The sequence below is a fragment of the Methylobacterium sp. yr668 genome (genome assembly GCF_900116245.1).
GTDB lineage: Bacteria > Pseudomonadota > Alphaproteobacteria > Rhizobiales > Beijerinckiaceae > Methylobacterium.
On the sequence record NZ_FOZY01000044.1, the window covers coordinates 17,536 to 28,486 of the forward strand.

Below are 10,951 nucleotides of genomic sequence, written 5' to 3' on the forward strand. Positions count from 1 at the left end.
TGCTGTAACAGGTGTGCGTGCAGAAAAAAGGCCGCCCTGTTGGAGCGGCCCGAAGTCTTGGGAGGAAACGCCCTTGGGAAGAGCTGCGAAACCGCGACGCCATCGCGATCTTACACAGCCGACCTAAGCCTGCACGGTGCAGTGAACAACCGCCTGTAGGCTTCGCCAAGTGCATAAGTGACGCTAAACACCTGCTCAGGTGCGCTTACACACCATAGCTTTGGCTCCCGCGACATTGCGGGATCGAGCTTTGTCTGCCTTTGAGCCAGAGGCGGCAGTGTCACCTGTTCAGCGCGCCAGATCGTCGGCCGGCCCACCCGCATGCTGGCCCGAGTACCGGTAGGCCGGGGCCGCGCGGTTGTGGGTCACCGAGAGCTCTGGCAAGACCACCGAGGCATTGCCGGCGTAGCCCGAGTACGCTGAAGCCGGATAGGGGCTGTGCTTGCTGTCGATGCCCTGCGCCAAGGCGGGGGTAGCGACGGCAACCAGGGCGGCAGCGGCGAGCAGATGCAGCTTCATGACGATCTCCATGCGGGTTCGTTTGACTTCACGGGGAAGCCATCCGGTCAGTCGGGTCGCGTGAGGAAGATCGTCGGTGTGGCGGTCTTGATCGCGGCGGCTGTGCTTGGCCGGCTGTGACCTCTCAACGGCATGCTCTGCCAATCGTTCGCCAGGTTTTGTGCGCCGTGACACATCCTGGGCATCGGCTAGCTACTGGCGCTATTCGGCGTCCTCGGATGCGAAGGCGAGGCTGAAAACCTCGCTCCGCCGTCAAGCGCAGTCTTGACCGGCTATTTCATCGGTGGCTTGGATTTCTTGAGCCCATTCCTCGTAGAGTTCGAGGCAGATAATAAAAATGCCGCACGAGATCGCGATGATTACAGCCGACCAAAAAATCGTATCCAGCATGATTGCCTGCCGATATTTCAACTCCTAATCAATTCTTAAGGATCATGGTTAACAATCGATTAAAGTGCTTGATCCGCGTAGCTCGATTTTGACGCCGCGGCCGCTGGTGAGCTGTGCTGGTCAGCCCGGCGGGTCCTTAATCGCGGTATCGGGCTGCATGACTTCGAGAAGCCGGAGCATCTGATCGATGTGGCCTAGCCCGTGGATCGCGTCGACACACAGGTCAGCGTTGATCCAGTCGACCTGTGCGTTCCCGCTGGACGGGCGTGATTGAAGGTCGTCGATCACTGCCACTAGCTCAGACCGCTTCGCCTGGATGCTTTCCAGCAGCAGACTGATCCTCGCGGCCGTGAGGGTTGTCGCTCGGCCGCCAGCCAGCATCTCCGCGGCTGTGGCGTCGAGGCTTTGGAGCGCAGATCCCTTCAACGGCAGAGGGACAACCGATGCAGTCATTTGTTCGCCCCAGCTTGAGCGGCATGCGCGCTCAGAACAGAGCGACCAACGCGACGCCGGCGACCATCAGGACAGCTCCGAGTATCCGCCAGAGGCTTGCCGGATGCACAGGAAAGCCGACCCAGCCGTAGTTGTCGAGGACGATGGAGGCGGCGACGCCCACGGTCACGATGATGCCGAGGAACGAGGCGGCGCCGATGGCCGGCGAGGCGTAGAGCTGCGCGAGGATCAGCAGCACGCTGAACAGGCCGCCGAGCCACGCCCACCAAGGCACTTGGGCCAGTTGCTGTCCGGTCGGTACCTCAAGCTTGCCGATGGCGAGGCCTCCCAGCAGCAGCGCGACCGTACTCACAAGCAGGGTGATCAGCCCCGCTGTGACAGGGAGGCCGAGCGACTTGGATAGGGTCGCGTTTTGCCCGGGCTGGATCGCGTTGGCGATGCCGGCGAGGATGGTGAGACCGTAGAGAAACAGCATGCCGGGCTAGCACGCGAGCACGCACCTAAGGTCCGCAGGAAGGCGAAGACGCGGGCTTCTGCCGCAGTACCGATACGGTGGGTCTCGGGTTGGTCGGGAGCCAACCAAGGAGACAGCATGGCGGACAAGGCTGACGTGACGACCTACACCGTGAAGCAGGCGCTGGCCGCCAAGGTCGACGATCACATCGAGATCGCGATCGAGGCACAGGATGGCACCAAGCTGAAGCTCAAGGCGACAGCGGACCAGCTCGACGCCCTGGTGGGCGACCTAGAAACGATCCTGGACGGCGATGACGCGGAGGTTGAAGCGGCCGAGTAGCGATCTCCGGACGACTGCACCGTCGAAGGATGCCACTTCGCAATTCAGGAGTGGCATCACCGGGAACGCCGGCCCCTCAGGGCGGATCCTGGTATAGGTCAGCGTACTCGCATCGAAGGGCGGCGATCTGGCCCTGCAGCTCCAAAATTCGATGAGAGCGGACATTTCTGGCGTAGCCTAAGGCGAGACGTGAGTGCGACGCCTCTCCACCAACGCCGCCTGCAGCTCCCGACCGAGGTCGGACACCGTGAAGGGCTTGCTGAGCAGGCGCACGCCAGGATCAAGCATCCCGTTGTGGACGATGGCGTTGCGCGTGTAGCCCGTCATGTACAGCACGATGAGGTCGGGATGGGTGTCCTGGATGCTGTCGACGAGCGCACGTCCGGTCTCCCCCGGCATCACGACGTCGGTCAGCACTACCGTGACGTCAGGGTGCTCAGCGAGAGTGCGACGCGCCATCTCAGCTCCGTCTACGCCGATCGCTTGGCACCCCAACTCTCGCAGAGCGCTCTGGGCGAAGCTTCGCACACCGGCCTCATCCTCAACTACGAGGACCTTCTGTCCGGCAAAATCCGGCGATAGACGCGCTGACGTGACCTGGATGGCTTCCGGAGCGCTCAGACTGCGCGGCAGGTAGAGCTTGACCGTCGTCCCGACCCCGGGCTCGCTGTAGAGCTTCACGTGCCCGTTGGACTGCTTGGCGAAGCCGTGCACTTGGCTCAGGCCCAGCCCCGTCCCCTGTCCCACGCTCTTCGTGGTGAAGAAGGGATCGAACGCCTTGGCGAGCACCTCCTGGTTCATGCCGATCCCCGTGTCCGTGATCGACACCGCCACATACTGGCCGGACGTCACCTCGGCGTGGGCGTCAGCGTAGGCCTGATCGAGCATGGCGTTGGCGGTCTCGATGGTGAGATGGCCCTGGCCTTCCATCGCGTCCCGGGCATTCACAGCCAGGTTCAGGATCGCGCTCTCAAGCTGCGGCCGGTCGACCAGCGCTGGCCAGAGACCGCCGCCTAGAACCGTTTCGACCGCGATGCCTTCACCAAGCGACCGCCGGAGCATCTCGGACATGTCGCAGACGCACCGGTTCACGTCGGTTGGCTGTGGCTGCAAAGGTTGCAGCCGCGAGAAAGCGAGCAGCCGCTTGGTCAGCTCGGCAGCTCGGCGCGCCCCACTCAGCGCGTTCTCCGCCATAGCGCGAGCCCGCGTGTCTTCGGCCGAGAGGCGCCGCACGAGCATGTCGAGATTGCCGACGATAATGGCCAGCATGTTGTTGAAGTCGTGGGCGATACCGCCCGTGAGCTGCCCCAGGACTTCCATCTTCTGGGCTTGCCGGAGCTGTCCCTCGGCTCGCTCGCGGTGCGCGATCTCCAGGCGGAGTGTATCGTTCGCGACTTGAAGATCGCGGGCATGCCTCCGGTCGGTCCGGATGACCAGCCAAGCGAGGGCAGCAGCCAGAGCCAGGGCGACGGCGATAACTGCAGCCAGGATCGACCGACGGAACGCGGCCCGGTCAGCGCGCATGGCTTGCAGTTCCACCTCTGCTCGATCGAACTCTGCGGCGGTCGCCCGGATACGCCTCATCAGGTCGCGTCCGGCGTTAGTGCGCACGATGGCCAGCGCTCCCGCTTGGTCGCCCGCCTGCATGCGCTCAGTTGATCGTGCGAGTTCAGCAATCTTATCGTCGATGATGGGGCGGAGCTGATCCAGCCGAGCTTGCTGCCCCGCGTTGTCACCCGTGAGTGCTCGTAGGTGCGCCTCAGCGCCCGGCAACTCGCGGCCAGCCCTCGTGAACGGGTCGAGGTAAGTCGGGTCGCCGGTGAGAAGGAAGCCGCGCTGTCCTGTTTCCGCCTCCTGGATGAGCCGGATTAGGCGTCCTTCGGCTTGCCGTACTTCAGCAGAATGAGCGGACCACGCATCGGCATCCGCACTGGCCAGAGCGGCGGCGGCCGCTGCCAATCCGGCGAGAACGAGCAGGACGAACCCACCGATCATCGCGACTGTGTCGCGGGATCCGGCAACGCGTCGAACGGACCGACCCTTCAAGTTGCATCCTCTGCACCGCGAAACTCGCGGCTTGGCCGTACCGACATAGGAGCCGCGCTCGGCGCGACCATCGAGCATCAACTCAGGGTGGACGACGCGCTCGCCGACGCGTTCGTCATATCGGCCACACGCAGACCGTCACCGCATAGCTCGGCCAGACCTACCGCCCGCGAGAATTCTCACAGGATCGCTTCGGCCAAGGTCGACCGCTGCCCCTCGGCAGCCCTTCGACGTTGCCGTATCCACAACCTGCCTTTGTGGATCTCCCTTACCCGTGGGGTGCATCGTTTTGCACCCTATGTCGCCTAGCAGCGCCGGGGCCGCGGAACGCCCTCCCCGCCGGAGCCATTGAAGCCATTCCCGGCTGATAATCCGGAGCACGTTCGGATCGGACTTCCGGCCCGGGTGGCGCCGCTCCTGGATGGTCAGGAGCCCGTCGCCCTCGGCTAGCCGGATGGCAGCCTGGGCCAGCCGCCGGCACACACCCGCCCGCGCTGCGATGGCGTCGATGCACAGCCCGCAGGCGCCGTTGCGGGCCATCTCGTCCCCGACGATCCGCAGGACCGCGAGTTGCCCGGTGGTGAACCTGCTGGCGAGGGCCGGCGGCATCGGCCCCGAGCAGGCCAGCCGTCGGCGCCGCTCGATCGCTACGGATCGCTCAGGAGCCCGCTGGAGGCGCTTGGGCGGAAACAGCGTCACTCGGCCGAGCGGAATGCCGACGGGCACCACGGCCTCGCGGATCGCAGCCCTACGGGTGTGCAGCGCCTCGGCCAAGCCCTGCGCCTCTGAGTCGGTCACGGTCTCGGCGGCGTGGGCCTGCCAGATGGTGCGCGACAGGCTGTCGAGCTGCGCGAGCGTGCGCGCGTCGTCGATCGCCGACCGCATGGTGGCGTGAAACATCGATCCCGGTCCCTCACGGGCCGCGGCTAGGGTCCAGGCAAAGCCTTCCCGGTGCGAAAAGCGGTGCTTTCGCTTGACTCCCGAGGGGAGTTCATGGCTTGTGGGGGGTATTCGACACCGGCCCCACCAGGCCCCAGGTTTTCAGCACCCTCGTCCTTGCCGGGACGGGGGTGTTGGCTTTTCAGGGTCTATCTCGCGGCGATGGTCTCCTGAATGGCCGGCTCACGACTCGCCGAGGCGAGCACGGCCGTGACCGCCCATGTCGGCCGGGCGACACGGTTAAGTCAACGTTGGGCTGGTGCCGTGCCGCGTCGGTAAGGTGGCTTTGACGGATCGCTCGTAGCCTAGCCGCTCAGCGGAAGCCGACAGGTGCCCCGTGCGATATCCATGGCGTCGCCAAGCTCTCATCGTGATGGCGGCCCTGTTGGCGTCGCCGGTGGCATCGGCAGGGGCAGCGCCGACGAGCCGTAAGGCAGACCGTGACGCTGCCTACCTGCAAGAGGCGTTTGGCCACGATCTCTGCACCCGCAACGATCGCGAGCTACGCACGCTCACCAAAGCCCTGAGTAAAAAGTCGGGCGCGGCTACACGCTAGAACTTCGCGGCATCGCTCGTGCCTCTGCAGCGTGCAGCAGCTTACCTAGTGTAGCTTTGGATCGTCGGCGCGTGCGGTGCGTGGCATCGGCTTTGCCGACCTCTCGACGAGCAATGACGCAGCGATTTCGCGGCCGAGTTCGAGCATCACGGCTTTCAAGTGTGGTTCAAGGCGGGAGACACGATCGGCATCAAGCTCGTGCATCAGTTCCCATATTTCTAGAACACGCTCAGCCATACGCTCCACTGGCGAGCTCATCGTCTCAGTCGCCGATAGAAAATGTGTGGAGCCCTGAAGGAGGCCATCGATCTGCATGTCAGTTATATCGATGACGATCCCGCGCCCGCGAACTCGACCAGAGGCGTCCCGCTCGAAATAGCCGCGCGACAGTACCCAACGGACGACACCAGGTTCGGGCACGATGCGGTGTTCCCAAGCGAACGATCCGCCTTCATCGCGCACGCGGCGCCGATCTACGGTATCGCCAGCGAGGTCGTCCGGGTGGAAGATCGCGGAAAGCCGTTCCCACGAGATACCCTCCGCTGCCTCAGCTTCGGACAAACCGAAGATGCCAGCCATGACCGCGTCACAGCGGACGCGATCGGCGGCAACGTCATCCTCCCATACCCCGATATTGAGGGCAGTGAGCGGAAGCGACGCTGACGAGAGGGTAGGTTCCGATCGCCGGCGCGGCATATGCCGTCGAGCTCCTTAGAAAGGCTTGAATGTCTACAATCACAACTTTTCGTTGCGAAGCAATCTGGGTATAGGTCGCACGGTTACAACCGAAGGCGGGCCCAGTATGGGCGAGCGCGATAAGGACGATGGGCGCGATTTCGGACTCTCGCCGAGGGACCGCGACAGGCTGGCACGCGAGCGTGAGCGCAAACTGCGGCTATTGAAGCGCCTCGGCGATGCTGTGGGCAAGCCGCCTGAGTACTTCTTTGAAGCCGTTTCCGAGAACGACGCCACCAAGAACGAGCCGGACGACGGTAGCCAACGTTGAGAGCTTGGCTCCCCTGAGGCTTGCCCTGATGCTGACCGCGGTTCTTCGTCAGTCTGGCGCTGTTCAGCTTGCTGGGGTATCAGCCCCCCATGGCCAAGCGCGCGAAGCAACTGCCTCAGGATCGAGGTTTCGTCTTGTTCGACGTCGTCTTCGAAGACGGCAGCCGCGCCTCTAACCGGCGCGTGCCGATGGAGATCCTAGGCGGCCTCGACGGCGACCAGCCTGCCCGCGAACTCATTGAGCAGCAGGAGTCCGAGATCGCCGAGAAGGCGGGTCGACCGCTGCGGGCGATCCGGAGCCTGACTCGGGCCGCTAAACCGGAGCCCAAGCCAATCCGGGACTAGGGACTTTTTATTCGATGCCTTTTACAGCGTCGCCCTCACCTGCTCGACGTGCAGTGGCTCTGGCGGGTCCCGCCATCTCTGTCTGATCCCAGCGAAAAGAGCAGGGCCGCCGACCCTTATGGTCGATCTCCATACGGTGGGATGTCCACGAGTGTCCCGATCAGACGCCGCAGAGCCTGATGCTCCGGTCCCCCGGCACTTCCTCGCAGGAAGGCGCCCAGCTCAATGTGAGATAGCCGGCCTCCCGAGGGGGCATTCGGCTGGTGGATGACAAAAGCTCGACCGCTCTCGGGCTCTCGTCCGAGATACCACGTATCCCCATTTGGGCTTCGGTACAGTTCTCGCCGCTCGGTCATGAACGTGCACCTGCTTATGATCGACATAGGGTACGCGAACGAGGAGCATTGTGGGAGAGCCCTGGGCCTAAATAGCTGCTATCAGGCGGCCTACTCGGACACGGCAACAATTTTTGGAGGCGACGATGACCGAGCTTGAGCGGGTCGAGCGCGAGATCGCTATTCTGCAAGAGAACGTCCGGTCTTCGACGCGCGTGCTCAGCGACACGAACCTGTCCCAGGACGCTGCCCACCGAGAACGAGCGAGCATCGAGCTTTATCGGCACCACCTCGACGAATTGCTCATGAAGCGTGACGGTCTGCAGTTCCTGGCAGACGAGTAGGGACCGCTCGCACTTAGACAACGGCCTCCGGCTCCTCGGCCACCAGCAGGTTGCCGGCTGCCTCGTGGATGGCAAACCAGTAGCGAGCAAGACGCAGCAGCGTGCGTTCGGCTCGTTCCAGCCCAGGACGGACCCTTGGAAGATCCGCTTCCATGCCGCTTGAGAGCCAGGCTCCGGATGTTTCCGCAACCGCCAGGGATCATTCGCGAGATCCGTGGGTTGGTATGTTGCACCGCAACAATCTCAGTGATCATCCGTCGGCCGCGCGTGTTCCCCGCTGCCGCTCGGATTGCACGACCCGCCCATCTGGCTGAGTGCGGATCAACCGCTTGCGGTACAAAGGATCCCTTCATGCGCCTCGAACTCTCTCTGGCGGCTTCAGCCCTTTTGCTCGGCCTCACGCAGCTCCCGGCTCGGGCTAGCTCTTGCGCCGAGCAAATCGGGACAATCGAACGCCGGCTCGATAGCGCCGGCGCTGTTCACGTGGCCGGTCTCCGCGACGGGCATACGATCCGCAGCAGCCATTCGCCGAAGGCTCTCGCAGCAGCTCCAACTGGCGAGCCCAGTGATGCCGCGATGATCCCCACCTCAGCGCATGTCGCTGACGCACTTCGGCTTCTCAGCCGAGCGGTTGAAGAGGATCGCCTGGGCCATCAGCGGGCGTGCGAGGACACGATGACCCAAGCCAAGGGCATGATCGGCGCGCTGCCGTAGGATGGCGCAGGAAGTCCCGGCGCGGCTTCGACCCGCGCCGGCTCCACTGCATGGCTTCAGAGCGATCCGATTGATCGTGGAGCATGTCCCACAATCCAACAGGATCATCGCATGACACGCCATTCGTCCACCGGCCATTGGCTCGTACCGACGCTACTCGGATCCGTTGCGGCTCTCGCTACGTCGGCGCTCTACACTGCCTCAAAGACGCGAGCGGCCGAGCGCCAGACCCCGCCGATCGGCCAGTTCCTGACCGTCGACGGAGTGCGACTGCACTACGTCGAGCGGGGCCGCGGTGATCCGCTGGTGTTGATCCACGGCAACGGCATGATGATCCAGGATTTTCTGGTCAGCGGCATCGTCGACGATCTCGCCAAGCGCTACCGGGTCATCATCATCGATCGGCCCGGCTACGGCTACAGTGATCGCCCGCGCGGTCTCTGGACGCCGCGCGCCCACGCTACGCTGTTCCAGAAGGCACTTCAGCAGCTCGGCGTCACGCAGGCCGTCGTGCTTGGACACTCCTGGGGTGCGCTGGTCGCGGTCGCTCTCGCGCTTCAGGCCCCGCAGCTCGTCCGCAGCCTCGTTCTGGCCTCCGGGTACTACTACCCAACGCTGCGCGCCGACGTGATGCTTTCGTCCCCGGTGGCTATCCCCGGGATCGGTGACCTGATGCGCCACACCGTGTCGCCCGTGGTCGGTCGGATCCTGCAGCCTGCTCTGATCAAAGCCATGTTCGCACCGGCCGCCATCACAGAGCGCTTCGACCGCGAATTTCCGAAAGCCATGATGCTGCGGCCGGTACAGCTGCGGGCCTCAGCGGAGGACGCCGCGCTCATGACACCGGTGACTGTCGAGCTTCAAAAGCACTACCGTGACCTGAAGCTCCCGGTGGTCATCGTCGTAGGCGGGGACGATCAGATCGCCGACGTCGACCGCCAGTCGAAGCGGCTGCACAGCGAGCTACCCCACAGTGACCTCGTCGTCGTGCCCGGCATGGGCCACATGATCCAGCATCTGGCACCGACAGAGGTCATCGTAGCGATCGACCGCGCCTCAGAGCTGGTTCGCGAAGCTGCCTAATGAACCGGCTCTCCTGCGAGCTTCCGTTTCCCATCTACAGCGGGCCCCGCATTATGCCCGTTCCAGCAGGTCGATGAGCAGCGAGCCGGCCGCCGCGATGACATTCCCACGTCCGCGCCACGGCAGGATCTCGGCCTCGGCCATCGGCTCGGCCGCCACCGCTGGCAGCACGGTCTCGGGCTCCTCCTGCTCCCGATCCTGATCACCGCCGCGCATGCAGACGACCTGGCTACCATCGTGGTTCTCGGGAGCCGCCAGGGGCATCGCCGTCCATGGGCTTCCCCGTACCGACGGATCAGGCTGCCGCCTTAGCGAAGGCCGCTCGCCTTCTGCAGGATCATGGCGTGGATTGGCCGCCTCTGCTGACGCAGGTGCTGCACGAGCTGGCGGGCAAAACCGGCAGACCGAACCCCTCGCCGGTCGTCGAGGTTTCAGCAGACGGTGATCTGCAGGGCCTCACGCGCTTCTTCGCGGGTTTCCGCACGAAGGATCAACAGTGACCTACACCGTCGAGGAACTGGCTCCCGGCAGCTACGATGTGCTGCTCGATGGCATCGTGATTGCGGCTCTGGTTCGGGGCATCTCCCGCAGTGGGCCGAGCGACATGTGGCAAATCGAGCTGCTCGACGAAATGCCGGCAGCCCAGAGACCCGCGCCGTTCACATCCCAATGGCGCACCTTCGAGTCGCGTCCAGCGGCGCTGGCATGGCTTCGGATCAAGGAGACCGACCCTGAGAAGGCTGGATGAACCCGATCTGGAGCCGTCTCACGGCGATCGGTGTAGCGGTCGTGCTCGTCACGGCGGAGCGCCTGCTTGAAGCGGTCGGCCTGGAGTACGCGTTCGAGGATTGCGCCTTTGCAGCCTTCGCGGCTGGCATCGTCGTAGCAGCAGCGGACCTTCGAACATGACCGCCGGCCTGGAGTTCATCCCCGAGAACGGCGGCGGGGCCGGGATCCGGTTCCGGGAGCGGAAGGGCTAGCGATGGCGACGCAGGCCTACCGCCTGACCTTCACCCTCCGCTTAGCTGGCTCGGATGCCGACACCACCCGTCAGACGGTGACCATTACCTCGCGAACGGCGGAAGAAGCGTGCGCATCCGGCGAAGGCCGCCTTGTTTGGAGGTTTATCGGCGTCCAGCTTTTCGGTGATCTGATCCGGCATCGGTGCTGGCATCGGTGCTGGAGATGCTCGGATGGACGATGCGACCTACGTCCGGCGCCGCCGCTGGAGTCCTCAAGAGAAGCGCGCTGTCGTGACGGAGTCTGTGACCAGCGGCAACGTGATCGCGACGGCCAAGCGCCACGGCATCCAGGCGCAGCAGATCTATCGCTGGCGTGAACGGCTGGAGGCGCGGCCGGCCTGTGGCGCTTTCCTGGCTGTGGCGGTCGCGTCGGATCCAGGGCCGTCCAGTCCGGCACCGCTGTC

Annotated in this window: 18 protein-coding genes; 10 read left to right on the top strand and 8 right to left on the bottom strand. The window is 64.3% G+C overall.

All coding sequences use genetic code 11. The features are described from left to right. Nucleotides 1-288: 288 nt before the first annotated feature. The 4 genes from BM419_RS28745 to BM419_RS28755 all read right to left on the bottom strand — a co-directional run bounded on the left by BM419_RS28745 (nucleotide 289) and on the right by BM419_RS28755 (nucleotide 1,837). Entirely contained in the window at nucleotides 289-531 is a 243-nt protein-coding gene (locus tag BM419_RS28745) for a hypothetical protein (protein ID WP_244540904.1), read from the bottom strand. Nucleotides 532-771: 240 nt separating this feature from the next. Then, entirely contained in the window at nucleotides 772-909 is a 138-nt protein-coding gene (locus tag BM419_RS32655) for a hypothetical protein (RefSeq protein ID WP_157862039.1), read from the bottom strand. A 120-nt stretch (nucleotides 910-1,029) separates the two neighbouring features. Further along, nucleotides 1,030-1,362 carry a hypothetical protein gene (locus tag BM419_RS28750; RefSeq protein WP_091928450.1) on the bottom strand — a complete coding sequence of 111 codons (333 nt, stop codon included), beginning with the start codon at nucleotides 1,360-1,362 and terminating at the stop codon, nucleotides 1,030-1,032. Between the two features lie 31 nt (nucleotides 1,363-1,393). Beyond that, nucleotides 1,394-1,837, bottom strand: a complete 444-nt coding sequence (locus tag BM419_RS28755) for a DMT family transporter (RefSeq protein WP_091928451.1) — start codon at nucleotides 1,835-1,837, stop codon at nucleotides 1,394-1,396. 117 nt (nucleotides 1,838-1,954) lie between these two features. On the opposite strand from BM419_RS28755, the gene BM419_RS28760 reads away from it, so the two are divergent. Then, entirely contained in the window at nucleotides 1,955-2,158 is a 204-nt protein-coding gene (locus BM419_RS28760) for a hypothetical protein (protein ID WP_056530990.1), read from the top strand. A 177-nt stretch (nucleotides 2,159-2,335) separates the two neighbouring features. On the opposite strand, the gene BM419_RS28765 is transcribed toward BM419_RS28760, so the two are convergent. The 3 genes from BM419_RS28765 to BM419_RS28775 form a co-directional block, all read right to left on the bottom strand. Further along, the gene (locus BM419_RS28765) at nucleotides 2,336-4,153 is read right to left on the bottom strand and encodes a CHASE3 domain-containing protein (protein WP_175556402.1); all 1,818 of its coding nucleotides are present in this window, start codon (nucleotides 4,151-4,153) and stop codon (nucleotides 2,336-2,338) included. Between the two features lie 189 nt (nucleotides 4,154-4,342). Beyond that, nucleotides 4,343-5,104, bottom strand: a complete 762-nt coding sequence (locus BM419_RS32660) for a hypothetical protein (RefSeq protein ID WP_175556403.1) — start codon at nucleotides 5,102-5,104, stop codon at nucleotides 4,343-4,345. Nucleotides 5,105-5,744: 640 nt separating this feature from the next. Further along, nucleotides 5,745-6,395: a PAS domain-containing protein gene (locus BM419_RS28775; protein WP_082558004.1), complete on the bottom strand. Its 651-nt coding sequence runs from the start codon at nucleotides 6,393-6,395 to the stop codon at nucleotides 5,745-5,747. 106 nt (nucleotides 6,396-6,501) lie between these two features. Here BM419_RS28775 and BM419_RS28780 point away from each other — a divergent pair, with 106 nt between their 5' ends. The 5 genes from BM419_RS28780 to BM419_RS28805 all read left to right on the top strand — a co-directional run bounded on the left by BM419_RS28780 (nucleotide 6,502) and on the right by BM419_RS28805 (nucleotide 9,525). Then, complete coding sequence (locus BM419_RS28780; protein WP_056531004.1) at nucleotides 6,502-6,705, top strand: hypothetical protein; 204 nt, start codon at nucleotides 6,502-6,504, stop codon at nucleotides 6,703-6,705. Nucleotides 6,706-6,794: 89 nt separating this feature from the next. Beyond that, complete coding sequence (locus BM419_RS28785) at nucleotides 6,795-7,049, top strand: hypothetical protein (RefSeq protein WP_091928453.1); 255 nt, start codon at nucleotides 6,795-6,797, stop codon at nucleotides 7,047-7,049. Between the two features lie 481 nt (nucleotides 7,050-7,530). Next, entirely contained in the window at nucleotides 7,531-7,728 is a 198-nt protein-coding gene (locus BM419_RS28795) for a hypothetical protein (protein WP_091928454.1), read from the top strand. 351 nt (nucleotides 7,729-8,079) lie between these two features. Further along, nucleotides 8,080-8,442: a hypothetical protein gene (locus tag BM419_RS28800; protein WP_056531008.1), complete on the top strand. Its 363-nt coding sequence runs from the start codon at nucleotides 8,080-8,082 to the stop codon at nucleotides 8,440-8,442. 111 nt (nucleotides 8,443-8,553) lie between these two features. Continuing rightward, complete coding sequence (locus BM419_RS28805) at nucleotides 8,554-9,525, top strand: alpha/beta fold hydrolase (protein ID WP_091928455.1); 972 nt, start codon at nucleotides 8,554-8,556, stop codon at nucleotides 9,523-9,525. 51 nt (nucleotides 9,526-9,576) lie between these two features. Here BM419_RS28805 and BM419_RS28810 read toward each other — a convergent pair whose 3' ends face one another. Continuing rightward, nucleotides 9,577-9,789, bottom strand: coding sequence for a hypothetical protein (locus BM419_RS28810; RefSeq protein ID WP_175556404.1), 213 nt, complete (start codon nucleotides 9,787-9,789; stop codon nucleotides 9,577-9,579). A gap of 8 nt (nucleotides 9,790-9,797) precedes the next feature. Here BM419_RS28810 and BM419_RS32145 point away from each other — a divergent pair, with 8 nt between their 5' ends. The 4 genes from BM419_RS32145 to BM419_RS28820 all read left to right on the top strand — a co-directional run. Next, nucleotides 9,798-10,025 carry a hypothetical protein gene (locus BM419_RS32145; protein ID WP_139257154.1) on the top strand — a complete coding sequence of 76 codons (228 nt, stop codon included), beginning with the start codon at nucleotides 9,798-9,800 and terminating at the stop codon, nucleotides 10,023-10,025. Further along, nucleotides 10,022-10,273 (top strand): hypothetical protein, encoded by a 252-nt coding sequence (locus tag BM419_RS28815; RefSeq protein WP_056531014.1) that lies wholly within the window; start codon nucleotides 10,022-10,024, stop codon nucleotides 10,271-10,273. Before BM419_RS32145 ends, BM419_RS28815 begins: the two co-directional genes overlap by 4 nt. Continuing rightward, nucleotides 10,270-10,434 carry a hypothetical protein gene (locus BM419_RS32665; RefSeq protein ID WP_157862041.1) on the top strand — a complete coding sequence of 55 codons (165 nt, stop codon included), beginning with the start codon at nucleotides 10,270-10,272 and terminating at the stop codon, nucleotides 10,432-10,434. The genes BM419_RS28815 and BM419_RS32665 overlap by 4 nt, the downstream gene beginning before the upstream one ends. A 284-nt stretch (nucleotides 10,435-10,718) precedes the next feature. After that, nucleotides 10,719-10,951: transposase (locus tag BM419_RS28820; RefSeq protein ID WP_139257148.1), on the top strand; the 233-nt coding region annotated here is incomplete at its 3' end.